Source organism: Rhodanobacter sp. BL-MT-08 (assembly GCF_054161255.1).
Genome location: NZ_CP167872.1, coordinates 818,671 through 844,334, shown reverse-complemented (window position 1 = coordinate 844,334; position 25,664 = coordinate 818,671). Strand labels below are relative to the sequence as shown.

Sequence of the window (25,664 nt, the reverse complement as noted above, 5' to 3'; positions counted from 1 at the left end):
GCGTTCCGCCGTTTGTTTGAGCGAGGGTGTTAGAAAGGGAGCCGCTCGCGGCTCCCTTTCGATTCCAGCGCAGGCCATGGCATCTGCGAGCAGAGAACGAACGCAAAGCCCGCCCTGATCGTCACCCATCATCGAAACATCTCGGACGCCGTTGTCTACGGCTTTGCGGACATGCTGCTCACGTCCTTGCCGATCTCGGCAAACAGCGCATCCCGCGTCGGTTTATCCGCCTTCGATCCCGTGAGGAAAGCGGCCACGATAACGGTGTGGCCATTGGGCCAGGTGAGGATGCCGATATCGTTGTAGGCCGCCGTTTCGCCATCCAGCGAAGAGGACGTGCCGCACTTGTCGGCGAAGCGCACGTCGGCCGGCAGGCCGGCGCGCAAACGAACCGGCTTCGTCTGCCCGTACATCAGATCGAGCAGCCGCCTGCTCGAATCCGCCGAAAGCAGCTGGCCCGCCCAAAGCTTTTCAAGAAACTCGGCTGCTGCTTCCGGCGTGGTTCGATTGCGCGGATCATCGAGATAGGCACGATAACCTCGGCGCCGCCGCGCCAGCGCCGCCTCATCGGTTTCGTTGGTCGGGATGATCTGTCCATTCGCCGTGTCGGCGAATATCTGGCTGATGCCGCCTTCGCCCAGGTCAACACGCATGCCCTCGATACCATGCTTGCGCAAGAAGTCGGTGACCACCTGCGGGCCGCCCACCAATCGGATCAATGCATCGACGGCGGTGTTGTCGCTTTCGCTTACCGCGGCCACCAGCAATCGCTCGACCGTGAAATGCATTTGCGCGCCCGAGAAATGCGCGCCGATGGAGGGCACGGCGGTCCCACCCACAACTTGTTCGCGAGTGATCGTCACCTCCTGATTCAAACGGATGCGGCCCGCATCCACCTGCGCAAGCACCGCCGCGGCAACCGGCGTCTTGAACACGCTCATCATCGGATACGCGCGATCGGCATGGATTCGAATGCGCGCGCGCGTATCCAGATCCACCACCGTGATGCCCAGAACACCGGGCTGCACCCTGTCGGCGAGTTGCGCCAAGGCTTTTTGCAAGCCTCTATCCGGGGCTTCGGCGCCCATGGCAGGCATGACCAACGCGAATGTCAAACAAAGACCGGCAACGCCGCAGACGAATAATCTGATGTACTTAGTCATGGATTCCCAAAGGCTGGATATGCCGGGCAAGCGTATGGTTTCGTATGGAGCTTTGCAAAACGTCTTCGCATGAAAAATCGACTCAACGACCTGTTGAAGTAAGCAGGGCGGGTGAAGGCTCCGCCACTGGCCACGCGGAAAGCCGAAGCAGAACCGATCTGCCGACTCCGATTCGCCAGCAACTCGCGGCACGCCCTCGGCCGTCGTCTGATGCTCGCGGCGCTAGTCTGACAAACGGAACAGTCGCTGATGAGGCGCGCGCAAAGCGCCCACTCGACGCGACTGCGCCGAAGCTCTCAACGCAGTCGCTCGACAGGCCCACTTTTCACAGTCGCTGCGGCACGATGCCATGCCAAAGGGCGGCATCGGTATGGCACGAATGCCTAACCTCAGGCGTAGTGGCAATACCATAGGCGCCGGCCATTCACCGGCATCCTGCCGGATGCGTCCAGCCACCACGATTCGACCGGAGATCCACCGTGCTCGCGAAAATCCCTGAGAAAGACCTGGCGACCCAATTCCTGGCGTCGGAGCGCACGTTTCTGGCGTGGGTGCGAACGAGCATTTCCGTCATGACGCTTGGATTTGTGATTGCGAAGTTCGGCGTATGGCTGCGCGAACTCGCGGCGCATCTGGAGCCAGGGACCCACATCAACCCGACTGGCATGTCGCTTCCGATCGGTGAAGTCATGATGGCCTTCGGCGGGATACTCGCCGTGCTTGCCGCCGTGCACTATCACGCGGTGAATCGCGCCATTCAGCTCGGCGAGGTTCGCGCAAATCGCTGGCTCGTCGTGACCGTCACGATTCTGGTGGCGCTGCTGGCCGCATCGATGATGGTCTACATGATGTTGGCGGCGGGGAGCGCGTGAATTCGGGCTTCAGGCGAAGCCTGCGCAGGTCACCGTATGGCTGAGGAGAGCGAAGCTCGTCCGGTGTGGGCTTTGGGCCAGGTGGGTCAGTCGGCGCGCAGGCGGCATGGCCCTTTGTGCTGGTTGCAAGCGTCCGCCTCGTGAAACCGATTTAGCCGAGGGCGATCGGAAAATACGCGCTGCGCGGGCAACCTCCAGACGATAAACCCGGGTGATGGATGCTTCACCGCGCCACTGGCAATCGCGCTTGTCAGCGATCACCGCTCTCCGCCAAGCTCCATCCCAAAGCCAGCAAGGACATGGCAACCATCGCCATCAACATGCTGATGGCCGATGTCGATATATTGCCGGCCAGCCAGTCCCGCCAGCCCATGTGCAGCAGCGGCACATTCGCCAGGCAAAATCCGCACGCCACTGCCCCCAGCATCACGCCAAGCCACAGCGGCCACGCGGTGCGACGAAGGCGGCGCGATGGCAAATGCTGCATCACCCGTTCGCTAAAACCGTCGTCAGCCACCGGTCCGTCGAATTGCCGACGCAGCAGTGCGTCGATGGCGTCGTCGTGCGGGTCGTTCATGATGTCTCCTCCGTGCCAACATGTCGCCATTCGGCCAGCCATGTCTTCAATTTTGCCTTGCCACGTGTCGCATGGGTCTTCACCGTCCCCAGCGGCATCATCAGTATGTAAGAGGCCTCGTCGTGGCTGAGGCCCAATTGCACGCAATGCAGCAGCACCACCTGCTCGGCCGCGGACAGCCGGCGCATGGCGCGTTCGAGGTCGAGCTGCAGGTCGATCCGACGCCCCGGCGCCCGAAGTTGCTCCACGGCCTGGTCGTCGAGAGCGTCGGGCCGCGAAGGGCCGCGACGCGTCTGCAGAAAACAGGTGTAGGCAATGCGATACAGCCAGGTGGAAAATCGCGCCTCTCCACGGAACTGATCCAGCTTGCGCCAGGCCAGCACAAAGGTTTCCTGTGCCAGATCGTCGGCGGCGGCATCGTCGCCATGGAGCAGCCGACGCAATTGCGCGCGCACCATGCCCTGGTGCCGGCGCACCAATTGCTCGAACGCCCGGGTGTCGCGGTCCAGCCGTACGCGTAGTGCCAGGGCCTGATCGATGCGCGCCTCGGCGGCGCTGTCAGCCACGCACATCTCCGCGCCGGTTCAACCACCAGCTGGCGAGGTAACCCAAACCCGTCATCAACGGCAACAGGCCGATACCCCACAGACGATCGATACCCAGGCCGTTATCGAGCTGGCCTGGCAACGCCAAAAACATGGCTATCAACCCCAGGCCGCCGCCGATCAGCGCCAACGCCCTACACCGTTCGCAAAAGGCAGTTCGCGGTTCCAACAACAGTTCCGGCGTGAGGTTTACGCCTTTGTCGGCCAGTTGCAGCAGGGTGTTGTAGCGCGCCTGTGTCCGCTTGTAGCCATAGCGCAGCACGATCAGGATGATAAGCACAGGGGCCGACATCACAACGAGGGGAATCAAAAAGTAATCCATGGCCTTGCTCCAGAGGATGTATCGAGCCGGACGGCTCAGGTGACAGATGATGGAACCGGGCGCTTTCCCGAGCTCATTTTTTTGCGCCTTCCGCGGCAAGCAAGTCGGCAATCTGTTCGGCTAAGAGCCAATGTTGAGACGGCCCTTCGTTACTGGTCAGCACCACGGCGGCACCGGTTTCCCAAACCATCTCCAGGTCGGCCGTGGTGCCCTCAATGCCGCCCTGGTGGCCGCGAATGTGGAGGCCGTGCGAGAGCCGTTCGTCGATGCCGGCTCCAATGGCACCGGGACCGGCCGGCACCGTGTCGTCGAACATCTTCGCCAGCATTGTGGACTTCAACAGCTTGCCTCCATGCAGAGCATTGGCGAACCTCAGCAGATCGGCATTGGTGGAATAACCCCCGCCGGCGGGACTGCCCTTGTAGCCGCTCTGCACCCAATTTCCCTTCCACGTGCGGGAGAACACCCCATCGTCGTGGTAGTAGCCGACCGCAAGCCCGGGCACGATCTCGTCCTCGCTGTCGAAACCGCTGGACGCCATCTGCGCCGGTTCGAAGACATGATGCTGGATATAGTCGAAGTAGTTTTCGCCCGATACGTTCTCGACGACGCGCCCGAGCAAAAGGTAGCCGGCGTTACTGTAGTTCAGCCCCTTGCCCGGCTCGCTCAGCTTGGGCTGGCGGGCGATCAGCGTCAGATAGTCCACCGGGTTGACGAAGCGCGCGGCGTGCTCGAAATAATCCCGCACCATGAAATCGCCCAGGCCTGCGGTGTGATGCAGGAGCTCCCACACCGTGATCTTCTTCGCCGTCGCCTGGTCGGGGTATTCCGGAACCAGCTTCGCCAGCGTGTCGTTCCACGACAGTTTGCCGGCCTCGACCAGTTGCGCGATGGCGACCGCGGTGAACATCTTGCCGATCGAGCCGATGTGGAACTTCGTTCGATGATCCACCGGTACATTGAAGCTACGTTCGGCCAAGCCTCGGCATTCGTCGAACACGGTTTCGCCGTCGTCGGAAACCGTCACGCAGCCGGAGAAATCGGACACACTTACCAGTTTGTCCAGTACGGCGTGTATCTGTTTTCCCAACTCCGCATGCGACACCGGGCCCTTGGGCCAGTCGGCATACAGCGGATTGTCCATCGGGACCAAATGCACATCCGCGAGCTGGCCTGGATGCGCCGGGTCGGCGACCAGCCAGAACAGGGCGGTCTGCGCGTTGCGCCGTCCCTTGACGGCAACTTCGAGCAGCCCCGGCTGGTGCGGGTCGGTACGCACATCAAACACGTCCAGCCCGGCGCTGTCGCGTGCCGCCGACGCCAGGTCCACGATAAACGCCGCCTTGTCGTCGGAGGCGACAGACGCCGACAGGACGCTAGGCACCCATTGCGTGATCCGTACAGGGCCATCGTTGTTGGCATGGCGGATCAGCTCACCGGCGAGGTGGCCCACCGGCGTATCGGGCAGCTGCGTGTTCGTGGGCGTCGTGGCCATGCAAGTCGTCGCGGCGCAACACAGCGAAAGAAAGGCCCACCAAGGGGCGAGCCGAAGCGCGCGCGCCCTGGACCTGACGAGGGTAATACGCTCGATCATGGAGGAAGCTCTCTGGGTCACCGGCCGATATGGCGGTATTCATCCCTTAGATGCAGGAAACCCACCGGTTGGATTCAGTCGCGCCGAGAAAGTGACTATCGACCCTTCGGGGCTCGCGGCGGATTTTCATACTAGCCCTACGCCGGTTCAGTTCGCGCTGTACCGACTCATCGGCGAACGCCTGATGCCAGTAGTAAGCGGCGTTCGCTCTCACCTGTTTTATTCACGGTGACGCAGTGACAGACAACTCCGCTCAACTTTTCCACCTCCGGAAGTGAACCCCCTGCACGCGCCAGCAGCACCCCAGATCGTTGCGACGATCAGCGATGCCACAGCGAACGGCACGGCGGGCATACTTGGATTGCCCGGACCCCCGCGAATAAAGAGATCGACCACGGAGTACGCCTGCCTCAATAGCAGCACCGCGAATCCGGCCCACCACGCGAACAGGTAACGGCGATAGATGCCATAGGCGCACGCCAACAACATCACGCCGTTGACGACGATTCCAACACGTACCGCTTGCGGATAGCGCGCGATCAGTCCCCCACCGGCATAGATGCTGCCTGCGCCCATGCGCTGTAGCGCACTGACTCCACGTAACAAATTTAGCCGGTAGCGGCCGGTAGCAGACGTCAATTAGATGGGTATAAGCTCGGCCAAACTGATTGACGCTTCGTTAAGGAGGATAGGATGTCACGCGTTCGATCGAGGTTTGTCGCTCTATCGGTAATTAGTGTTTTCATACTGGCGGGGATGGTTGCGACGGCATGGGCGCAGGACCCGACCACGAGCGAGTCTGCTCAAGCCGCTGAAGATCAGCGGATACATATTCGAGCATCGCTGCAACCGTGCATAGACCGCGCCGATGCCAATACTTGGAACGTGCGCGATTGTTATGTCGCCGAAACCAACTACCACGATAGCCGGCTCAATAAGGCCTACAAGCTGCTTATGGCCAAATTGGACGCCGGAAGTAGGTTGAAGCTACGCGACGGTGAGCGCCAATGGATCAAGCATCGTGATACGCAATGTGTCACAGGCGCCGATGCAGGCCAGCAAGAGATACTTGAAGGGTACGAATGCTTTATGACGGAAACCGCCAAGCGCGCGACCGAACTTGAATTGCGCTTGAGCAATACAAAATGAGTTGATTATCTAAACACGCCAAAACCAAGGAGAAAGGCATGGCTGATCCACACATCCCTGAGGGATGGCATCTTGGCATGACGTCCGCCAGCAGGGAGAGTCGCGGAGACCCTGGGACCATATCCACAGGTAAGGACGATCATGGCGGTGTCTCTTATGGCACCTACCAGCTCTCGAGCAAAGAGGGAACGCTCAACGAATATCTCCACCAATCGGCATACAAGAAGGACTTCGACGGCTTGCGGCCGACCACTCCGGCTTTCGATGCCAAATGGAAAGAGCTGGCGAGCAACGATCCGGGATTTGGTCAAGATCAGTTTGACTACATCAAGCGAACCCACTACGACACGCAGGTGGAGGCTCTGAAGAGCGAGGGCATCGATCTCAGCTCACGCGGGCCGGCGGTACAAGATGCTCTGTGGAGCACCGCAGTGCAGTTTGGCGGAAACACGAAAGTTTTCGAGAATGGCCTGCACGAAAAATTCGGCAAGAACCTCAAGCTAGACGGCCTATCCGACAAGGATATAGTCGCAGCTGTGCAGGACTATAAAATTGCGCACAACGAAACGCTTTTCAAAAGCTCTCCTAGAGAGCTATCTGGCCTGAAACATCGCGCCGAAGAAGAAAAAGCCGACCTGCTGAACCTCGCCGACGGCAAGCTACCCGATCATGCACATAAGCAATCCGCACCCAGCCACGCTGCTGTTCTGAAAGAACACAGCAAGGGAGCGGACGTCATCGCGTTGCAATCCGAGCTTGCCGCACTGGGCTATACCGACAGCCATGGTCACGCCTTGCGTGCCGATGGTCGGTTCGGTCGCGATACCGTCCACGCGGTCGAGAATTACCAGCGGAATAATGGCCTGACGGTGGATGGCGTTGCTGGCCCGGCAACACGTTCGATGTTGCAGGAGCAGGTACACCAGCTGGAAAACAGCCGAGGCCCCTATGCCGAACCGGCGCAGGCGGTCACCAAGGACAGCTCAACACATGACATGTTCGAGGCGATCTGCAGCGCCGCTGAAAGAGGCGATACCAAGGGCATGCTTGCCGTAGGCAAATGCTATGAGCAGTCGCCAGAGGGCCAGTCCTATCTGGCGATGGGCGCGCAGCTCAATCAGCAGCAGGCGCAGATACAGGCACAGAACCAAACCATCAACCAACAGGCGGCGCAAATCACTGCCCAAGGTCCTGTCGCGCAGCAGGCTGCGCCGATGTCACGCTAACACTTACAAGGAAGAGCCATGGAATAGCCGGAACTGGAAGCACTCGTCGTAAAGATCAGCATGTTTGCCAACCGTGTGAACGAGCTCGGCGAACATGTCGCTCAGCAGTCACAGCAAGCGACGCAGCAATTGACTCAGACCGCGCAAGGCCTCAGCCATGTCGCGGAGCAATCCGTGGCGCGCATTGTTGAGAGTGTGAAACAGACGGCTGCCAGATCCATCTCGGCCGGCGCAAATACCGCCGTCTCCGACATGCTCCAGCGCCTAGGCCACGGCGTGCAGCAGCTCGACGTTCAAGTGAGGAAAATGATCGGTGCGGTCAACACGCTGGAATCACGTATCGTGAAGACGGATCGCGCACATGTGGCGACCGCCTGGAAAGGCTTCATCGGCCTTTTGATGGGTGCGTTCGCCATCGTCGGCGCGTCGACTTATATGGTCTGGTCGGCGCGGCAGGACCTGAGTAACCTCAAATGGGCCGAGCAGGTTCAGGCGGCAGAAACAGCCGGCACGCTGGCGCAGTGCCCGGATGGCCATGGCGTATGCGCACTGGATGGCAAGAAATGGGTACGACTGGTTCCACCGTGAATTGTGAATACTCCCGCTACCGCCAGTCACCTTTGAAGCATTCGCTAGTGCGCGTTACTGGACACACAAGCGACTGATATACCGGCGCATGCAGCGCGGCGCGGATCACCTGTGAAACCCGAAACAGCGACCACCGGTCTGCACGCCCCAGCAGTTCCGCCAGCCCGGCCCCTTAGAAGAAGCTGCGCAGAAATTGGGCCGCCTCGGCCGAGAGGCCGACAATCTTGTCGGTGGCCTGCCGGTAGAACTTGAAGTTCAGCTCCATTTGGGGGACGCCGTCGTTCCAGTTTGCATGGGGCTTGAGCTCGCTTCGCCCGAGGCGGCACTTCGCCAGCGCGTCCCGTCGTACGACGATGCTGACACGTGGAGTCTGACGCGCGATGCCGGGCCTCCTAGGTACCTCGCTCACTGACGTAACCGTGCCCATGGCTAGGAGGCCGGACCCTCCTGCATTTTCGCTTGCGAAGACGAAGATGCCGTCGCCCTCGGCAATCCGCTTGCCGCCGTACATGGTCTTCTGCTCGGTGAACACGAAGGTGCGTGCTTTGGGATCGATGACCTCAGACTTGATAGCGAACATAACGCTCTTGTCCCGCCGATGTGCTTCTGCGGATTTCTGTGACGCCTAGTGCCGAACGTGAGCAGCGGCGGAGGCATCTGCTTCGAACCAATGGTTATCCGGCACCTGTGAACGTCCGAGCGCCCGATACGACGGACGGCAAGCGCTCAATCGAGGAATTCCCAGGTATCTGCCCCGTCGAAGCGTCTGATCACCACCGCGTCCCATAGCGCCGGTTCAAAATTCTGCAGGTTCACTCCGTGGCGAGTGGAGGATGCAGGTTCAATGGGTTCCCAATGGGTGACGATGCCGCAATTCTTGCACCGAACATTCCTCAAGGTTCGATCGCCCCACACGTAGCTTTCCGTATTCTCGGGATGGCCTTGAATCGAGACCGAACCGATGTCGTAGTAGGCCCATATTCCTCCCGTGCGCCGACACAGCGAACAATTGCAGCGGGTTGCCGTGTCTGGTGCCCAAGGCAGCGTGAGACGCACCAAGCCGCAATGGCAGGACCCGTGCAGCGATGGTGGATGCTGCTCTTGGCTCATCGAAATATGCGCTGATTGCTGTGCCACCTAGCTGACCGCTTGGTGAGCCACGAATCGAACGTAGAGATACACGCAAATCGCAAAAACACAGATGGCAATACGCACGTTGCGCAACCGCTTGTAGCGGCCAGCATTTACGGTGATCTCGACGTCATTCATTCGCTCGTAACTACGCTGATCTAGCCAAATTGATAATTCGCTGTACTCGGTAGCAGGCGGCGCGACCACGTTTATTGGCCTCGACGTGGTGTAGTCCCTGAATCGCGTGAAATAGGTGGGTTCTGGACTGCCCATGGCAAGCCATAAGGGCGTATCAACCTGCTTCAGACGCCTTACTACTCGTCTCAGGCTGATCTGCATCGCGACGTACGTGATCAGGAGGGCGGCGCCTGCAAGAATGAAAAATGACGTTGGCATGTCGTCGCTCATGGTCACCTGACTACGTCATGGACGGCCCCCTGAATCTGCATACCCGGATCCGTTTATACATCCCTGATCGAAAGCAGAGAAGCATGCACAGCGCCTTGGTTCGTCGCGAGCTTATACGCGCTCCGCAAAGCCAACAAGCGGATGCGCATTCGGAGCCTGCACTACGGCCTCATCGCTGCAAAAGCACGGCACCGTGCCGTTTCACCAATACGCCGGCGCCATTTCCCCTCAACGATCGATAAGGGTGTTGATCAGCCGACAGGCATCAGATCGGAGGTAAACAGCCGCCACTGGTTATCGCCACCTTCAACGCAGAGATAGTTTTTGGTGTACCGGTTTGCGGTTTCGTCTCTGGCCAGCAATTGGGCGAAGGCGAGCGCATCGGCGCGCGACGCAAACCGCTTTTCGCCATCTCGGGGAATGGGGACCGTCCAGCCATGCGAGGCATCAGGATTGAAGGGAATATCGAAAATTTCCATGATCGTTCCTCCGGCAAGTAACACGGACGCTAGGCTCGGGACGGTGAATGGCCCGTGCAAGGGGAACGCTTCACCGGCGCCAACCCCACGCTGCCATGAATTGACGCTAAGCTCGGCCCTGGATCGCTTAACGCGGCCCAAGGGGATAAAAATGGATAACCGGCTTGTGGTTCTCATCGTTGAGGATCATCGCGAAGTGCTGGATGCGCTCAAGCTGTTCGTTGAGTCATTGCCAGACGTCGACATACTTTTGGCCGATAGTTACCTGTCTGCTGTGGCGTGGATCGGCCGTGAGTCACGCATCGATTTGCTGCTCTGCGATGTCCTGCTGCCGGGTGCCATGAACGGCATCGATGTGGCAGACGTGGCCGTCACGGCTCATCCCGCCATTGCGGTGGTGCTGCTATCGGCTGATGCTCAAGCTGACATCGAAGGGCTGACCGATCGCTACAGCTTCGTGCAAAAGCCTTTCGGGCGCGAAGCCGTCACGCAACAAATCGATCGCGCCTTTTTGCGACTGCGAACCTCGCAACAACATGCGCTGCATGTTGATCAGGGGTTCACCACGAAGGACTAATGATCGGGCGACCTACTCAAAGATACTGCGCCATGACAAAAGCACGCGCCCTGGTCTTACTGCTTCTCTGCTCGCTCTCGCTTGCCGCTCTGACCGGCTGCGTCGAGGACGCCCGAACGGGATTGGTCTGTCCGCCCGGCACGCATCCGGGCCCTCACGGCCATAAGTGCTTTCCCGACTGACCGTCCGCCTCTGCTTTACGCGTCGTCCGTCGAGCCAGAGGCGAGAAACGCCATCAGCTGCTGCATGCCCGGAGAGGCGGCCGAGTGATCTTCGGCCCAGGGTATTTCATGCATCCACTGTTGCTGGCTCAGCTTCTGGATGACGCTGGCGGGGGCGTCCCGAAAGCCCATGAACCACTTGTGGAATAAGCGTTGCGGCACCCGGCGCCGCTCCAGCTCGACCAGCTCGTGGTGCAGGCCAGAGCGGCGGATGCGCTCGTAAACGTCCTCCACGTCGGCCGGATGGCCTTCAAAATATTGGAAAAACTGGCCGGCGCCGTACAGCAGAACGCCGGTCACGTCCTTTTCCGCGTTGTGCGTTCGTGCGTCCATCAGCAGCCGGTCGAGATCGACGGACTGCATCGGCCGCGTCGCACGGCTCATGTAAACAACGCCTGCCATGTCCATGATTTGCCGACTCTTGAATGACTTGCAGCCGCTTATAGTGACCGCTGCCTGGGGCGGCTGCAAATTTCCAAGGTCGTGTTACCGCGGCGACAGGTGCCCACGAGGCTCGGCCTGGGCCAGGCTAACACCCTGCAGCGGCGCTGCGTATGCGGATCGGCATCGGGCGTCGCAGCGTACGCTCCGTTTTCAGAAGCCTCGGCAAGCCCGGCCTGGTTTCCCCGCTGACTTCAACGCCGCGCCAAGGGCTCTCTCTCCGTGTCACCAGCGGCAGGCCGGGTGACAGACCCGCTATGGCGCATGCGGGCGAGGTTCGAACGCGAAAGCCAGCGACTCGCCCACGGGAATGGATTGTCATTGCTGCGTAAGCTCCAGGATGCTCGGGCGCACGACGTCGACGTCGGCCACATCCAACGGCAAGGGCGCGCATTGGCGGGCCCGACAAGTCACCCGATACAAGTCAAGCATGTCGGTCGGCGTACTGCCCACCCCGACCAGCCGTCCGCCTGAAATACCTCGACCAAACGCTCCACGCCATCGCTTTCGACATTGGCATCCATCTGGAACGAGGCATCGTCACCATCGAGAATACGGCCGATAAAACCCCGCCGGTGCAGCGTCTGCTCGACCGCGTAATGAACCATGTCATGCGGAATGATGCCCTGCCTGGGGCAAGCAATCGTTTCGACAACAACCTGATCCCGAATCACATCCATCGTGTCGTGCTTTCCAGATCCTTTGGTGAATACGAGTTGCATGATGGGTGCTCTGACGAGGGTTTGGCGGAGGATTAGCCGTCCGCATGGAAAGATTAAAACGGACATCCCCCTTGTGGCCTGAAAGGCCATCAAGCCAGCACGACGTGCCGGCAGCGCATAGGCCACATAGGTTTACGAGGCTCTCGCTAATCGCGACTGAATTTTTGCACGAGAATGTCGAGTCGCGCCTTTGCACCGGCCGCAGGGATGCGCTGGGTTTTCGCGAGAACGACCAAGCCGTGCAGCGCGCTCCAAAGCACTTCGGCCAAAAAGACCGGATCCTCCCGATCGGGGCCCAGCGCGGCGACCAGCTCGGCAAAGGACGCACGCAGAGCAGGCGGCGTGTGCTCGCTGGCGAATTGGATCTGGGTCGGCAAGACGAACATCGCCTCGTAAACGACGGCGTTGGAGCGAGCAAAATCGAGGTAGGCGGCGCAGACGTTGCGCAGGGCATCCGGCTTACCTTTCTTTTTCGCCGTTTCCTTCTGCAAGCGCGCCGCGAGCTCCTCGAACCCTTTCGTCGCCACGGCGGCCATGATGTCGGCCTTGCCTTTGAAGTGGCTGTAGAGAACCGGCTGGCTGTAGTCGATCAGCGCGGCAAGCCGCCGTGTGGTTACGGCGTCCCACCCTTCGGCTTCGGCCAATTGGCGCGCTGCCGCCAGAATGAGTTCGTAGCGCTCCATGCGCTGGTTTTTTCTGCGTTCGGCGATGGTCATTCGCCCAGCCTATCGGCAGAAGAATAATTGTCAACGCTAGATTAGTGTTGACATGTTTTCTGTCAGTGCTAGTAGTTCTGCAACTGACAGGAGATTCCAATGCTACATATCGGGTACGTGTTCGCCGGCCTCATCGCGGCCGGCATTCTTTTTCTCGGATCGCGCTTTTGGTGGAGCCCTGCCGCCGCGTCGGCAGAGTTCGGCATCGCCCATTCGCCACCGCCGTCGACCGGGTTGACCGCGTGGCTGTCCGTCAAGGGCACGCGGGATATCGCTGCCGGACTTTTTGTCGTGCTGCTCATGACGAATGGATCGCCACGGCTGCTCGGCGAATTCATGCTGGTGGCGAGCCTCATCGCCTTTGGCGACATGGTGACCGTGCTTCGATCGGGCGGAAGCAAAGGCTTGGCCCTGGGCATGCATGGCTTTACGGGCATTGTCATCGTCGCCACCGGCGCATGCCTGATCTTCGGCGCGAAGTAAAAACTCATCCCTCACTGACAACTGGAAAGGAATAAACAATGACGAACGCAATGACAACGGATCTGGTCAAGCTCGGGCACCTATTCGCCGACATTATGTCCAGCCACGATGTATCGCGCCTCGACGAGATCAAGGCACCCGACTACGTGAACCACAACGCCTTCGCCGAACCGGGCCTGGAAGGTTCGAAGAAGGTATTAGGCGCCATCATCGCCGGTGTGCCCGACCTCAAGGTCACGGCGGAAGACGTCATCGTCTCGGCGGACGGGTCGCGCGTGGTCGGGCGGTATCGCTACGAGGGCACGCATACCGGAAACCTGCTCGGCTACCCCGCCACGGGCAACCCCTTCGTCATGCGCTCGATCGATATCTGGCGGGTCGAGAACGGCCGTTTTGTCGAGCATTGGGACGAGCTCAACACCCTCGACGTCTTCATTCAGATGGGCGCCGTGCAGCCGCCTCGCCAGCCGTAACTCTATACGTCCGCAGCGAGGCGATGCCGGGACGGTAGCGAAGCGCATCGTTGTCGGACGTCCAGTGCCGCGCAGCGTCGTGACGATCGGGCCGGCAGATCAGTTTTATCGGCGCCGTATCGGTTCGTCCGCTGTCGCACACGCGATGCCTGCCGCGACCTGCACGTACCCGTGGTTGCCGACGGCACCCTCGCCCTCTTCTATCCGCCACAGGAATCCATCATGCGAACCTTTGAACTTCGGGTCTACACGATGCGCACGAAAGAGGCGCTCGATTTTTACGTCGGGACCGTCTTTCCCCGCCACCTTCACAATTTTCCCTCGTTCGGCGTCGAGGCTCACGGCGTTTGGACGGCCAAGGCCGATGTCACGCCCCGAGCCTTCGTGCTGGTTTCCTACGCAGAGGGCGACGATCCTGGCGAGGTCGCGCAGCGTTACATACAAAGCCCGGAAGCGGCGAACGACGCGCGCGGCTTCGATGTCGCCGACATCCTGGGCGTCGAATCGACGGTCTTGATGCCGGCGGCGGGTTCGCCATTCGGATAATCGCAATGGTGTGGCCGAAAAGCACACGCGTTATCGTCGTCTGACTCGCCAGCAGGCGGGCTCGCCGAAGGCAACGCTGGTCTGGATAAAGAACGCCTGGCGAACCATCGCGGATCGAGCGGCAGAGCCAACACTCACCATGGCGAATTTCGGGCGAGCTACTCGTGGCCGCCTTCCGCTGGAGATGCGATATGCACGATGAAGTCTGCAAACAGCCTTCGGGCAAATTTATCCCCGTCGTCGATTTTTCTCGCTGCGAAGCCAAAGGGCCTTGCGTGGAGGTATGCCCTTACGACGTGTTCGCCATTCGCAGCATCGAACCCGCCGACTACGCCAAGCTGGGATTTTTATCGAAGCTTAAAAATCGCGTTCACGGCGGAAGAGTCGCCTACACGCCCAATGCGGATCAATGCCGCGCCTGCGGCCTGTGCGTCAAGGCGTGTCCGGAGCACGCCATCAAGCTCGTCAAAGCAATTGCCTGATTTTGCGTGCGCGCTGCCGCGAGTGCGTAAGGCGGTTAGCGGCCGAGCCGTTCAGACCGATAGAACTGCTCGAGTTCGCGCGTCGTTGCCAGCCTGATCTTCGGCAAGCTGATACGGTCGAATAGTTCTTTGTAGCGCCGGCGGTTCTCTCGGGTAACGATCGCGATATGGCGGATCATCGCCCATCGGACGCTGTTTCGGCTCCCCTCTAGATCGCCGGGCCGATCGCGCTCGAACCACGATCGGCGGAGGTAGCGCAGAAGGCTGGTTGCGGTTGCGGTGTCCAGCAGGATGAACCCGGTTGCCCGTGCCAGCCGCTGCGGTAGGCAGCGAGAATAGTTGCCCTCCATAACCCAGCTCGCGCCCACAATCGCCTCATCGTGCAGGGCGATGAATGCTTCGTGCGGCCGAGGCTGCCAATTCGTTTGCGGCAAATGGTGAAGCTGATCCAGGTAAATGGGTGTCAACCCGCGCGCCCGCCCGATGGCGGCCGCCAAAGTCGACTTACCGCTATTCGACGGCCCCATGACGCAGATACGTGGTCCGAGAGAATCAAGAATCATAAGTACGGGCTCGATACTCGGTCGTGCATTGGGGGCGAGAGGCATGGTGTGGCGATGGCCACATGTTCCATCGAATCATCTGATGGAGCAGCCAGGACAATCCCACGCCATCGCCCATGGATCCGCTCGGTGGGTTCGCGTGAAAACGTGAGGAAACCCCAACTCTGCCCCTGTTTCCGGACCGAATGTTATTTCGATGTCGCTGCCGACTTGATGAACTCGACGCGCCTGAAACGCAGCGCCGACCAATCGTCATCGATGGCCACCGCGCGAACCGTCTCGAATCCCAAACGACGAATAACGCGCCACCCCGTATCCCGGTTGAAATCGCACGTGCACTTTTTGGACGTGCCTTTCGGATAGGCGAACCACAGCAACGCGTCACCCCTGAGTTTGTCGGCAAGGGCCGGGGAAATAGCGTCGACCTCGCTCTGCCGCGTGGCGAACACGAGCACAAAAGAAACGGCCTCTACCTTCTGAAGATCGCGCAGCACGGCAACACCGTTAAGCGCGGCCAGCTCGGCCCCGAAAGACGCCGGCGCGTTGACCACCACGATCTCCCCGTGGTCTTTAAGGTTTAGCTTCTCGAAGACCGAACCCATGCCGAGCTCCTGAGATGGCTTGATGCCGAAATAGCTGTGCAAGGCAATGTCCACCCCGCGCGAATCACCATGCGGTAACTGCCAGCGACCGACATCAGGGAACGCGAGGATAGTGCGGAATGGCCTGACTGAGGCAAACCCACGGCTGTGCACTGGCCGTCCAGATGTCCAGCATCGGCTGAAACGCCGACGCGTCATCCAGGCTAGCAAAGCGCACGGACTGGAATCCCGGGTTGGCATCGCCGCGCGTGAACAACGGCGAGCCGCACTCGGGGCAGAAACTGCGCGTCGCGAGCGCGCCACTGCCAGCGCGCACCGAATACGTTTTCGGCGTGCCGATGATCTCCATATCCGCGGCCGCCACGATAAAACCCGACGCGAACGGCGCACCGCTGGCACGCTGACAATCCAGACAGTGGCAATTGAGCATGGCGATGGGCGCACGTGAACACACGTAACGAATCGCCCCACAGGCGCACCCGCCGGAAAAGGGAGCGGTCATATCGAAGTTTCCTTTGCTGCCTAATGCTTCAAAAAAGGTATCAGGAAAACTCGACACGGTCAGTGGCGCACTTCATTTATCCCCGACATCCTATCCGCCTCTGCCGGGTTGCCCTCCGCCGTGAGGGCCTCCTGAGGCTGCCGCCGTTGCGAAGCGAGCGCTGCGTCCTTCCATACCCTCTTGAAGATGCCCTTGAGTGCCGGCTTGAGATGCGCCAGCGTCTGCTCCTGGGGCGCGCCCATCGCGATGGAAACGATAGCCTGCATATGCAGCACTTCCGGCTCGGAGACATAGCCTTGCTGGCGCCAACGCCAGCCGCTGGTGCGGCCATCGGAGAAGTGACTGAAGTGGAAGCGCGTATTGGCAAGGAATACGCCGAAGCCCAGATAGACGGCTGCGAGGTCGGTGGCGATTTCCCACACGTCCCAACCGCCCGGCGGCGGCTCCGGAAAACGTGCCGTGCGGTAGTGCGCCAACTCGTGAGCGAAGGTCGCCACTAGCGCGACCGGGTCGGCCAACTGGTCCGGATGGTAAGTGATCAACGCACCCTCGTCGCCCAATGCGCGATACGTCCCCGCGGGTGACTGCGGTGCACCCTGCACGAACGCATACGTCGAGACCCTCGGGTCAGGATCGCCCTCCTGCAGCTGTAACGCGCACGGCCAGTCGGCCATGCCCGCATGCGCCTTTACCTGCTCGAAGACCGCTTCGGCAAAAGCCGCGTCGTGCCTTCCTCGCTGGGGAAAGAACTCCCGCGTCGGCAGAATGAGCCTGCGCGAATGCAAAGCTTCCAGTCCACCCGTATGCCGCACCAACCAGTCGAAGCAGTCAAACTGCCATGCCGTCAACTCGGCATCGAGCAACGCTTCCTTGCGAAACCATCCGAACATGGAACCCCCGAGCGTCAATGCGAAGCGCTTTAGCCTGAAGCAAGATTCGAGTGTAGAAGAGAGGCGTCACGACCCGCATCTTCTGATCTTCGTCTAAATTTCCCCAACACTTTTCACTAATTAGAAAAGTCTACTCTGACCAACCTGACCCTGAGGTTTCCCCACGTTTTCATGGTGGCACACCCAGTTGATCCAGCAGTTGTGAACTGGGGTGTCTTAGCTGATCGATGAGTTCCCTCAAGCGCGTACTCGACCACCGTCGCACGAGTGCCTCACGGCCCAACCGCATGACCGAGTAGAGTCGTCGCTTCGATCGGAACGGCGCGAGCCGGTCGTCGATACCGCAGCTTTCGCAGGCCATGCCTACGAGCCAGCTGGCAAACGCGGCCATCGCGCTGAGCAGCAACAGCACTTCGATCCGCGCACCTTTGCGCGTGAGGCTGTCTTCAAAACCCTGCCCGTAGCGATGGGATTTCAGGTCTCGGAACGACAGCTCGATCTGCATGCGCCGGCCGTACAGCGTAATCAGCTGTTGCGCACTGAGTTTCAGCGATGGTGAGGCTACTAGCAACCACGGTTTGCTCTCGCGTTGAGCGTTTTTACGGCTATTGGAATTGCGCGCTGGCGCACCGTACCGATTGCGGTGCTTGCGTCCTTTGGGCGGTTTGGCGTGCAACACCACACGCGACGTCAGCGGCTTGCTGCGCGCGACTTCCATCGCACCAAAGTCGCGCGGTCCACGCGTCGCCAGGTCGTACATGGCTTTGCATGTCACCCATTCATCCGGCTCATCAGGCACGTCGATGGGCTTGAGATACGTGGTGTTGCGCAAGCGGCCCAGCCATTGCCAGCACATCGCTTCGACCGCCCTGAACCATGGGCCGCGAAAGCCGGCATCGGTGACCAAAATCGGGGCTGCGTCGTTGGGCAAGACCTGAGCTAGCCGTTGAAGAAACTGCTTTTCCGCTTTTGGGGAGCCCTGCTGCCCGCTAGGAAACACCATGTCCAGAATCGGCAACGAACGGCCACCCACGGGAATCGCTGCGCGTAGAAGATGCCAGCTTCGGTCGGACTTCAGATCAGACCAGTCGATGGCGATGGTGGGTTGCTTGTTCCGCACCAGCCAACGAGCCATGTCCTTGTAGACATGCCTGCGCTCAAGATGCAGATGTCGGTTGCCCAGCAGCCGATCGAGCGCCTCGAGTGGTGCACGGACGCGCTCAGCGTCAGGCCATGAGCGCGCTAGATCGATCAGCGTCAGGCGGCTGCCGTGGATCATCGCCTCGACGGCGCGCAACAGTACACGGCTACGCAACGCATGCATCGAACCGAGTGTGTCGCGCAGACACTTTTGCAATACTTCGGTCGCGCGCATGGTGTGGTCTCCTCTGGCTTCGTAACCCGTGAGGAATGACCGCATCATGCGCGCACTGTTCCTTCAATCAACAGTTAAACCATTAATCAATCGAAAAGATTTGTGGGGAAACCTCAGACTCTGACCCCGGTTTCGGCGAAAAATCAGAGTTTCATTAGGCAGATAAAGCTGTAACCTCGTGCCACAAAGCATCTTCCGAAAGCGTCAATTCAGAGCGAATCTTATTCATTCTCTCCGTGAACCTACGCACAGGCTTATATACCAGCCCATCATCTCCTTTGAATTTTTCAAGAATTTTCTCACGAAGTAACATTTTTAGAATTGCGTCCACCAGCTGCGGGCTATACTTTTGACCATAGCCGCCCTTCAAAAGAGAAGCTTCTTCGCGTCCAGCACCTGGCTGGAAAAAAATCTTATGAATGATTGAGAGAAAAAGCTTTTGTGGAGCAGTCAACAAACTATCTTTTATTCGAGCAGAGTTCGACATCCTATCAAAGTCAATAACTTCCGTATCCTTAATCCAAGACGGCAAACCATTTTGGCTTGAAACTCCGGTTGCAGTGTTTATTAGCGATCCTTCCAGTGTGAACCAGTCAGTCTCTTTGATAGGAGTTCCCTGAAGCATTATTACTCCAATTACTGCGCTAGAAATCTTTAAATTAGAAATGACCCTCCCGCCAAGATTCAAAATTGGAATATCCGCATGGGAAAGATGGAGAGATTTAAAATCGATTTTTTCCTCGCCAAATATCGTCAATGTAGAAACTATTTCACCCAACTTACTGGTATTCGCTACGTGGCCAAATTTCATCAAATAAGCAAAACATAAATGCTCCAAATCGCAGCTTCGGATGGTAGAGGCAGCATGCACAGCACCGATAAACCTTAATGATTGCTTCCACTTCTGCTTATTATCATAGTCACCCATTGCTACCACTTCAGCGACTAAATGCTCGGCTCTCAAAATATCGACTATGTTGTTGTCGACGAATTGTCTGTCGGGGGATTCAGGCTCGATTCTCCCCAAAGTGCACATCCGCGCAAGAAGCTGCCTTCCCGTCTGATCAGGAGATGTACCCACTGCCCACTCATACGCCTCGTCGATATCACGAGGAGTAAGACGACCAAGAAATACATCGGAATATCGGGATTTAGCAGCGAGCTTATACAAAATAAATCTTATGGTTTGTGGGGCAATAGACTCCGCCACGCCCTTCGATTCTCGAACACAAACAGCGTTTAGGAACGCTCCCCAAAATTCAAACTGTCCGTGCTCTTTAGTAAGAATTCTAGTGACGTCTTGCTTATCAAGTTCTACTAAAATTTGAAAAACGAGCGGCTTACGAGGCAGCCAATTTGGAACAGCAGCACTAATTCCTAGTGCGCGGAAATATGTCTCTCCCTCCGACTGAGTAAAATTGTCAGGCACCTTAAGAAGAGCAGCATCAAATCGCCCTCCCATTAGCCCTAGTGACTGAAGCATTTCATCGTCGCTGTCAAAAAAATGGGATCTGCCGGTAACAAGTATTCCAGCCTTAGACTTCTGGATTAAATCCCTTATGCCTCTCACTGCATGACGCCGCAAACCAATACGATCATCTACACGGATGTCATGAGACTGGGCGCCAATCTCGTCAAAACCGTCGAGCAGCAATATTAACGCGCCTGCATTGAGAAGACGTACTAAGTTATCGATCGAGCTAGAAAGACCGATGTTTCCTAAGTGCCCCGCGAGAATTTCTAAAGCATTTGAGCTGCTCCAATGATCACGTAAATTTATAGCAATTGGAAACGCACCAGCCTCTCTGACTTTGCTGCCCAGAGCAGCATATACTTCTCGCACGCAGCGACTCTTCCCCGAGCCATAGTCACCCGTTAGAGCGATTTGACCTCCTCTGAGCAGCTTTGAAACTAAGTCAGAAACGGAAAAAGAAGAGCTGCCATCCGCTTCTGTATAGCGAATTGGGACAAATTCGCGCGGATCGTTCTCGCCGGTTTTAGAGTCGACTGCGCTACCAAACGGTAGGTCAATACGTAGCGCGTTATAGGCCGAAAAATCAAAAAAAGATCTTTCAAAAGTCACCGCTGAACAGACCTCAACGTGCGCCATGCGTCCAGCTTCAACCATGCTCGCAGTTGGCTCATCTTCTAAAACAATAAAAGCGCGACATATTAGCCCTTGAGTTGCAAGTCGGATCTTAGTTGGATTGATTTTATTTAGATCATCCCGAACTTTTTGCAGGCTTCGCTCTTGGGTAATTTCAATTATGATAATTTCATCATTGGAAACGCGCACAACACAGTCAAAGTCGACACCGTCGATATGTTCCGGTTTGCACACTGCATTCCAGCGGAGATTTGCTATGCCACGAACGTGTTGCTCAAGAGATTTCCAGCTCACGGACATATTCCACCCTCTTCCTTGTGGCAATGAGTTAAATTACGACCTGGTCGTCATTGCTAGTAGCAATTTTCAAGCGGTGCGTTAGCTTGCAACTTGCCTAATAATTCAGGCTTGATAGGCACGTAAGCGATAGAAATTAACCGCATAAAAGTTACCTTAATACAGCGAATGAAGGCGACAGCAAATACCTATATTCAACCGCACTTGCTATACCCACAATTCAAACACGTTTGGCACCCATCCATCAGCACCAGCGCCTGCGTATTGCACTTCACACACAGCGTGGCTCCCGGCGGAAAGCCGGCAGCATTGAGCTTGGGCTTGCTGTCGCTGGCCGGCGCGGACGCTGAAGCGGCCGGCGCCACAACTACCTCAGAGTTTTTTTTTGCGCTGGCGGCCTCATAGGCAGCGCGCTTGTCCGCGATGAGCTGGCGCGTTGATTCGTCCATCTCGGGATCGTGGATCATGCCGATGTTTTTCATGTGCTGCTCCACCACCGTGCCGATCTCGGCGACGATGCTGGGCATGTAGACGCCGCCGGACTTGAAGTAGCCGCCGCGCGGGTCGAACACGGCTTTCATTTCCTCGACCAGGAAAGTGACGTCACCGCCCTTGCGGAACACGGCGGACATGATGCGTGTGAGGGCCACGATCCACTGGAAGTGGTCCATGTTTTTCGAGTTGATGAAGATCTCGAACGGGCGGCGCTGTTCGTGCGGCGTGCCGGCGTTAAGCACGATGTCGTTGATGGTGACGTAGAGCGCGTGCTCGAACAGCGGCGACTTGATCTTGAAGGTGGAGCCCACGAGGGTGTCGGGACGCTCCACGCTTTCGTGCATCTGGATCACTTCGGCCATCGGCGGCTCTTTGGGCGCGACGGGTGCAGCGACCGCGGGCGCGGCAACCTTGTCTTCGGGTTTGACCACGTTGTAGCCGGTGATCTTTTTGTCGATTTTGGTCGCCATGATGTTCTTCTGTGTTGGGGCGTTATGGAGATAGATGTGGTGCTTGCGGGCAGCCAATGAAAGGCGCCTGGCGGTGTCGCTGGCTCACGCGGCGCGGCGGCGCGGAGGGTGTGGCCTGGTGAAAAAGCACCCGGCCCGGCGCGTGGCCGGACCGGATGCGCTACGGCTTACTTCTTTTTTGCAGCGGCTTTCTTGGCGGCGGACTTTTTGGGAGCCGTCTTGGCTGCCTTGACGGCCACTTTCTTGTTTACACCTTTTACGGTGCTGGCAGTGGACCTTTTCACCGTCTTTGGAACGGCTTTCTTGCTTGCACCTTTTTTGGTGCTGGCGGATTTCTTGACGTCCGCCTTCTTTGGCGCGGCTTTCTTGCTAGCCGACTTTTTGCTGCTGACCTTCTTTACGACCTTGGCGGCGAACTTCTTGACCGCCTTGGCTGCTTTCTTTTCCGCGGCCGAGACTTTCTTGACGACCTTGGCGAGGGTTTTCTTGACCGACGACTTTTTCGCGGCGGACTTTTTTGCAGGCGCTTTTTTAGCCGCGGCTTTCTTGGCGGGCGTCTTTTTGACGGCGGCCTTTTTGGCGACCTTTTTCACCGCGGCTTTCTTGGCTACTTTCTTGACGGCCTTTTTCACCGTTTTTTTGGTGGCGACTTTTTTAGCAGCAGCCTTCTTGGCAACCTTCTTTACCGCTTTCGTGGCAGCGGCCTTTTTGGGGGCGGCTTTTTTGGCCGCGGCCTTTTCAGGCGCGGCTTCTTTCACGGCAGCCTTAGCCACTTTCTTGGCCGGCGCCTTTCTGGCTTTGGGCTTTTCAACGGCGGCCACCGGAGCCGGTGCGGGCTCGGGCGCCGGTGGTGGCGTCTCGACGACAACCGGTGCTTCCGTGGCGGGCGGTGTGACTGTGCTGTTTTCTACTTCGGTGTCGATGGACATTGTGGGTTCCCCTCCGATGAACGACGTTGATTTATCGCACGCAGGACGCATGCGAAGGGTCAGAACTTGCCGTAATAACCTTCCTTCAAGGCATCGAAGAGGTTGGCGGCGGAATGCATTTCGCCGTCGTACTCCACTTGCTCGTTGCCCTTCAGTTCGACAACGCTACCGTCTTCCAACTCGAAGCGGTAGAGGGTGTTTTCCAGATCCGCTTCCTTGACCAGCACGCCCTGAAAAGCGGCGGGGTTGAAGCGGAACGTGGTGCATCCTTTCAGGCCTTGTTTGTAGGCGTAGAAATAGATGTCCTTGAAATCTTCGTACGGGTAATCGGTGGGCACGTTGGCCGTTTTGGAGATCGACGAGTCGATCCACTTTTGCGACGCGGCCTGGATGTCGACGTGCTCTTTCGGGCTGATGTCGTCGGCGGCGACGAAGTACTCGGGCAGCTTGTTGGCCGGCTCGTCGGTGAACGGCAATGCGTCGGCATTGATGAGCGCGCGATAGGCGAGCAGCTCGTAGCTGTAGACCTCGACCTTCTCTTTCGACTTTTTGCCTTCGCGGATCACGTTGCGCGAGTAGTGGTGCGCAAAGCTCGGCTCGATGCCGTTGCTGGCGTTGTTGGCCAGCGACAGCGAGATGGTGCCGGTGGGCGCGATGGAGCTGTGGTGGGTGAAGCGCGCGCCGGTTTCGGCCAGCTCGGCGACCAGATGCGGCGCCACCTCGGCAATGCGCTGCATGTAGCGGCTGTACTTGGCGTGCAGCACGCGGCCGGGGATGGTGTCGCCGACCTTGTAGCCGTCGGTGGCCATCTCCGGGCGCTTGCGCAGCATCTCGCCGGTGACGGTGAAGTCCTTGGCCAGAATGGGCGCCGGGCCTTTTTCCTTGGCCAGCTCGAGCGCGACTTCCCAGCCGGCGATGGCCATTTCGCGCGAAACGTCTTCGGTGAACGCCACGGCCTCGGCGGTGCCGTAGCGATGCTTGAGCATGGTGATGGTGGAACCCAGGCCGAGGAAACCCATGCCGTGGCGGCGCTTGGATTCGATCTCGTTGCGCTGCTGCGGCAGCGGCAGGCCGTTGATCTCGACCACGTTGTCGAGCATGCGGGTGAACACCTTCACCACCTCGCGGTACTCGTCCCAGTCGAAGCGCGCCTTGGGGCCGAACGGATCACGCACAAAGGTGGTGAGGTTGATCGAGCCGAGCAGGCAGGAGCCGTACGGCGGTAACGGTTGCTCGCCACAGGGGTTAGTCGCGCGAATATGCTCGCACCACCAGTTGTTGTTCATCTCGTTGACCTTGTCGATCAGGATGAAACCGGGCTCGGCGAAGTCGTAGGTGGACACCATGATCATGTCCCACAGGTGCCGCGCGCGCATGGTGCTGTAGATCTTGCAGGCGACCAGGCCGTCTTCGCGATCGACATAGTTTTCGTGCGTGGGCCACTCGCGCCAGACGACCTTGCTGGGGTCGTTGAAATCGATCTCGCCTTTTTCCTTGACGTGGATCGGATAGACCAGCGGCCAGTCCTTGTCCTTTTCCACCGCGTCCATGAAGCCGTCGGTGATCAGCAGCGACAGGTTGAACTGACGCAGGCGGCCGTCCTCGCGCTTGGCGCGAATGAACTCTTTCGCATCCGGATGGCTGATGTCGAACGTGCCCATCTGCGCGCCGCGACGGCCGCCGGCGGAGGACACGGTAAAGCACATCTTGTCGTAAATATCCATGAACGACAGCGGGCCGCTGGTGTACGCACCGGCGCCCGACACATACGCACCGCGCGGACGCAGCGTGGAAAATTCATAGCCGATGCCGCAGCCGGCTTTCAGCGTGAGGCCGGCTTCGTGGACCTTCTCCAGGATGTCGTCCATCGAATCGCGGATGGTGCCCGAGACGGTGCAGTTGATCGTGCTGGTGGCCGGCTTGTGCGCGAGCGCCCCGGCGTTGGACGTGATGCGGCCGGCGGGGATCGCACCGCGGCGCAGCGCCCACAGAAATTTTTCGTACCAGAGGCCGCGCAGCTCGTCGCTGACTTCGACGTCGGACAAGGCGCGTGCGACGCGCTGATAGGTCTCGTCGATGTTGCCATCGACCGCCTCGCCCGACTTGGACTTGAGGCGATATTTTTTATCCCAGATGTCCAGCGAGGCGGGCTGCAGCGGAATGTCTACGGCGTCGCGGGCGATGGATGGGTTTGTGGCTGGGGCACGCACTGTGCTCATCGGCTTCCTTACTCCGGTCATGGCCTTGGCGGCGCGGTGACTTTATTCGAATGATTTGTCGTGCTGCGGCGGCGAAACTCCGGGCGCCAGCCACAGCGTGTTGCTGCGTTTCTACGACGGCGGCAGCGTCGGAAGGATTGCCCTGCAACCCGCCCGCCGCTTGCGTTCCACGACAACGACTCCCCCAAACCGTTTGACGTTCGACACCACAACTTGTTTTAACCTTGGAGGCGGGACACAAGATGTTGTGGTCGCCGTCGTCGAGTGACGTTACCCCCGACGTCGGTCGATGTAAAGTGTTTGTGCACGCAATTTCACAACTGCGTTGCCGCAAGGAACCGCCGCCTCCAGCGCGGGTCGAAGCTGGGCTGCGCTCCGCGCGGTGTTTCATGCTGTCGCCAATTTTTATTGCTGTCCTGCCACGCTACTTTGAGGAGGAA

At 58.8% G+C, this 25,664-nt stretch carries 31 protein-coding genes; 9 read left to right on the top strand and 22 right to left on the bottom strand.

Annotated elements, in window-relative coordinates; genetic code table 11:
- Positions 1 to 155 precede the first annotated feature (155 nt).
- Positions 156 to 1,193: a class A beta-lactamase gene (gene bla, locus ACDK93_RS03430; RefSeq protein ID WP_458071189.1), complete on the bottom strand. Its 1,038-nt coding sequence runs from the start codon at positions 1,191 to 1,193 to the stop codon at positions 156 to 158.
- A gap of 449 nt (positions 1,194 to 1,642) precedes the next feature.
- On the opposite strand from bla, the gene ACDK93_RS03425 reads away from it, so the two are divergent.
- Positions 1,643 to 2,035 (top strand): YidH family protein, encoded by a 393-nt coding sequence (locus ACDK93_RS03425; RefSeq protein ID WP_458071188.1) that lies wholly within the window; start codon positions 1,643 to 1,645, stop codon positions 2,033 to 2,035.
- A gap of 250 nt (positions 2,036 to 2,285) precedes the next feature.
- Here ACDK93_RS03425 and ACDK93_RS03420 read toward each other — a convergent pair whose 3' ends face one another.
- From ACDK93_RS03420 to ACDK93_RS03400, 5 genes are all read right to left on the bottom strand, one after another.
- Complete coding sequence (locus ACDK93_RS03420; RefSeq protein WP_458071187.1) at positions 2,286 to 2,612, bottom strand: DUF5056 domain-containing protein; 327 nt, start codon at positions 2,610 to 2,612, stop codon at positions 2,286 to 2,288.
- Positions 2,609 to 3,178: an RNA polymerase sigma factor gene (locus ACDK93_RS03415; RefSeq protein ID WP_458071186.1), complete on the bottom strand. Its 570-nt coding sequence runs from the start codon at positions 3,176 to 3,178 to the stop codon at positions 2,609 to 2,611. The genes ACDK93_RS03420 and ACDK93_RS03415 overlap by 4 nt, the downstream gene beginning before the upstream one ends.
- Positions 3,171 to 3,539 carry a DUF6249 domain-containing protein gene (locus ACDK93_RS03410; RefSeq protein ID WP_458071185.1) on the bottom strand — a complete coding sequence of 123 codons (369 nt, stop codon included), beginning with the start codon at positions 3,537 to 3,539 and terminating at the stop codon, positions 3,171 to 3,173. Before ACDK93_RS03410 ends, ACDK93_RS03415 begins: the two co-directional genes overlap by 8 nt.
- A gap of 73 nt (positions 3,540 to 3,612) precedes the next feature.
- On the bottom strand, positions 3,613 to 5,133 hold the full coding sequence (locus ACDK93_RS03405; RefSeq protein ID WP_458071184.1) for a serine hydrolase domain-containing protein: 1,521 nt from the start codon (positions 5,131 to 5,133) through the stop codon (positions 3,613 to 3,615).
- Between the two features lie 219 nt (positions 5,134 to 5,352).
- The gene (locus ACDK93_RS03400; RefSeq protein ID WP_458071183.1) at positions 5,353 to 5,709 is read right to left on the bottom strand and encodes a hypothetical protein; all 357 of its coding nucleotides are present in this window, start codon (positions 5,707 to 5,709) and stop codon (positions 5,353 to 5,355) included.
- A 117-nt stretch (positions 5,710 to 5,826) separates the two neighbouring features.
- Here ACDK93_RS03400 and ACDK93_RS03395 point away from each other — a divergent pair, with 117 nt between their 5' ends.
- Genes ACDK93_RS03395 through ACDK93_RS03385 form a run of 3 tightly spaced genes read left to right on the top strand, consistent with a single transcriptional unit; the run spans position 5,827 to position 8,096 of the window.
- Positions 5,827 to 6,282 (top strand): lysozyme inhibitor LprI family protein, encoded by a 456-nt coding sequence (locus ACDK93_RS03395; protein ID WP_458071182.1) that lies wholly within the window; start codon positions 5,827 to 5,829, stop codon positions 6,280 to 6,282.
- A 38-nt stretch (positions 6,283 to 6,320) separates the two neighbouring features.
- Positions 6,321 to 7,508: a peptidoglycan-binding domain-containing protein gene (locus tag ACDK93_RS03390; RefSeq protein ID WP_458071181.1), complete on the top strand. Its 1,188-nt coding sequence runs from the start codon at positions 6,321 to 6,323 to the stop codon at positions 7,506 to 7,508.
- Positions 7,509 to 7,568: 60 nt separating this feature from the next.
- The gene (locus ACDK93_RS03385) at positions 7,569 to 8,096 is read left to right on the top strand and encodes a hypothetical protein (RefSeq protein ID WP_458071180.1); all 528 of its coding nucleotides are present in this window, start codon (positions 7,569 to 7,571) and stop codon (positions 8,094 to 8,096) included.
- 172 nt (positions 8,097 to 8,268) lie between these two features.
- Here ACDK93_RS03385 and ACDK93_RS03380 read toward each other — a convergent pair whose 3' ends face one another.
- The 4 genes from ACDK93_RS03380 to ACDK93_RS03365 all read right to left on the bottom strand — a co-directional run bounded on the left by ACDK93_RS03380 (position 8,269) and on the right by ACDK93_RS03365 (position 10,114).
- Entirely contained in the window at positions 8,269 to 8,676 is a 408-nt protein-coding gene (locus ACDK93_RS03380; protein ID WP_458071179.1) for a hypothetical protein, read from the bottom strand.
- Between the two features lie 146 nt (positions 8,677 to 8,822).
- Positions 8,823 to 9,206, bottom strand: a complete 384-nt coding sequence (locus ACDK93_RS03375; protein WP_458071178.1) for a GFA family protein — start codon at positions 9,204 to 9,206, stop codon at positions 8,823 to 8,825.
- A gap of 27 nt (positions 9,207 to 9,233) precedes the next feature.
- Complete coding sequence (locus ACDK93_RS03370; RefSeq protein WP_458071177.1) at positions 9,234 to 9,635, bottom strand: hypothetical protein; 402 nt, start codon at positions 9,633 to 9,635, stop codon at positions 9,234 to 9,236.
- Positions 9,636 to 9,886: 251 nt separating this feature from the next.
- A complete protein-coding gene (locus ACDK93_RS03365; protein ID WP_458071176.1) occupies positions 9,887 to 10,114 on the bottom strand; it encodes a hypothetical protein in 228 nt (75 codons plus the stop codon).
- Positions 10,115 to 10,265: 151 nt separating this feature from the next.
- Here ACDK93_RS03365 and ACDK93_RS03360 point away from each other — a divergent pair, with 151 nt between their 5' ends.
- On the top strand, positions 10,266 to 10,691 hold the full coding sequence (locus ACDK93_RS03360; RefSeq protein ID WP_458071175.1) for a response regulator: 426 nt from the start codon (positions 10,266 to 10,268) through the stop codon (positions 10,689 to 10,691).
- Positions 10,692 to 10,888: 197 nt separating this feature from the next.
- On the opposite strand, the gene ACDK93_RS03355 is transcribed toward ACDK93_RS03360, so the two are convergent.
- The 3 genes from ACDK93_RS03355 to ACDK93_RS03345 all read right to left on the bottom strand — a co-directional run bounded on the left by ACDK93_RS03355 (position 10,889) and on the right by ACDK93_RS03345 (position 12,791).
- Positions 10,889 to 11,296 carry a BLUF domain-containing protein gene (locus ACDK93_RS03355; protein ID WP_458071174.1) on the bottom strand — a complete coding sequence of 136 codons (408 nt, stop codon included), beginning with the start codon at positions 11,294 to 11,296 and terminating at the stop codon, positions 10,889 to 10,891.
- A gap of 467 nt (positions 11,297 to 11,763) precedes the next feature.
- Positions 11,764 to 12,075 carry a hypothetical protein gene (locus tag ACDK93_RS03350; protein WP_458071173.1) on the bottom strand — a complete coding sequence of 104 codons (312 nt, stop codon included), beginning with the start codon at positions 12,073 to 12,075 and terminating at the stop codon, positions 11,764 to 11,766.
- 146 nt (positions 12,076 to 12,221) lie between these two features.
- Positions 12,222 to 12,791, bottom strand: coding sequence for a TetR/AcrR family transcriptional regulator (locus ACDK93_RS03345; protein ID WP_458071172.1), 570 nt, complete (start codon positions 12,789 to 12,791; stop codon positions 12,222 to 12,224).
- A 99-nt stretch (positions 12,792 to 12,890) separates the two neighbouring features.
- On the opposite strand from ACDK93_RS03345, the gene ACDK93_RS03340 reads away from it, so the two are divergent.
- The 4 genes from ACDK93_RS03340 (at position 12,891) to ACDK93_RS03325 (ending at position 14,775) form a co-directional block, all read left to right on the top strand.
- Positions 12,891 to 13,274, top strand: a complete 384-nt coding sequence (locus tag ACDK93_RS03340) for a DUF4267 domain-containing protein (protein ID WP_458071171.1) — start codon at positions 12,891 to 12,893, stop codon at positions 13,272 to 13,274.
- 38 nt (positions 13,275 to 13,312) lie between these two features.
- Complete coding sequence (locus ACDK93_RS03335) at positions 13,313 to 13,747, top strand: ester cyclase (protein WP_458071170.1); 435 nt, start codon at positions 13,313 to 13,315, stop codon at positions 13,745 to 13,747.
- Between the two features lie 222 nt (positions 13,748 to 13,969).
- Entirely contained in the window at positions 13,970 to 14,293 is a 324-nt protein-coding gene (locus tag ACDK93_RS03330) for an NIPSNAP family protein (RefSeq protein WP_184507835.1), read from the top strand.
- Between the two features lie 191 nt (positions 14,294 to 14,484).
- Complete coding sequence (locus ACDK93_RS03325; protein WP_179482997.1) at positions 14,485 to 14,775, top strand: 4Fe-4S binding protein; 291 nt, start codon at positions 14,485 to 14,487, stop codon at positions 14,773 to 14,775.
- Between the two features lie 35 nt (positions 14,776 to 14,810).
- Here the strand turns inward: ACDK93_RS03325 and ACDK93_RS03320 are convergent, their stop codons facing one another.
- The 9 genes from ACDK93_RS03320 to ACDK93_RS03280 all read right to left on the bottom strand — a co-directional run bounded on the left by ACDK93_RS03320 (position 14,811) and on the right by ACDK93_RS03280 (position 25,224).
- The gene (locus ACDK93_RS03320; RefSeq protein WP_458071169.1) at positions 14,811 to 15,338 is read right to left on the bottom strand and encodes an AAA family ATPase; all 528 of its coding nucleotides are present in this window, start codon (positions 15,336 to 15,338) and stop codon (positions 14,811 to 14,813) included.
- A gap of 188 nt (positions 15,339 to 15,526) precedes the next feature.
- A complete protein-coding gene (locus tag ACDK93_RS03315; RefSeq protein WP_458071168.1) occupies positions 15,527 to 15,982 on the bottom strand; it encodes a hypothetical protein in 456 nt (151 codons plus the stop codon).
- 52 nt (positions 15,983 to 16,034) lie between these two features.
- Entirely contained in the window at positions 16,035 to 16,442 is a 408-nt protein-coding gene (locus ACDK93_RS03310) for a GFA family protein (RefSeq protein WP_458071167.1), read from the bottom strand.
- Positions 16,443 to 16,501: 59 nt separating this feature from the next.
- Positions 16,502 to 17,332: a hypothetical protein gene (locus tag ACDK93_RS03305; protein ID WP_458071166.1), complete on the bottom strand. Its 831-nt coding sequence runs from the start codon at positions 17,330 to 17,332 to the stop codon at positions 16,502 to 16,504.
- Between the two features lie 169 nt (positions 17,333 to 17,501).
- Positions 17,502 to 18,707: an IS4 family transposase gene (locus ACDK93_RS03300; RefSeq protein ID WP_458071165.1), complete on the bottom strand. Its 1,206-nt coding sequence runs from the start codon at positions 18,705 to 18,707 to the stop codon at positions 17,502 to 17,504.
- A gap of 154 nt (positions 18,708 to 18,861) precedes the next feature.
- A complete protein-coding gene (locus ACDK93_RS03295) occupies positions 18,862 to 21,108 on the bottom strand; it encodes an NACHT domain-containing protein (RefSeq protein ID WP_458071164.1) in 2,247 nt (748 codons plus the stop codon).
- Between the two features lie 197 nt (positions 21,109 to 21,305).
- Entirely contained in the window at positions 21,306 to 22,076 is a 771-nt protein-coding gene (locus tag ACDK93_RS03290) for a TSCPD domain-containing protein (protein WP_458071163.1), read from the bottom strand.
- Positions 22,077 to 22,243: 167 nt separating this feature from the next.
- Positions 22,244 to 23,005 (bottom strand): hypothetical protein, encoded by a 762-nt coding sequence (locus tag ACDK93_RS03285; RefSeq protein WP_458071162.1) that lies wholly within the window; start codon positions 23,003 to 23,005, stop codon positions 22,244 to 22,246.
- Positions 23,006 to 23,064: 59 nt separating this feature from the next.
- Positions 23,065 to 25,224, bottom strand: coding sequence for an adenosylcobalamin-dependent ribonucleoside-diphosphate reductase (locus ACDK93_RS03280; protein WP_458071161.1), 2,160 nt, complete (start codon positions 25,222 to 25,224; stop codon positions 23,065 to 23,067).
- Positions 25,225 to 25,664: the final 440 nt, after the last annotated feature.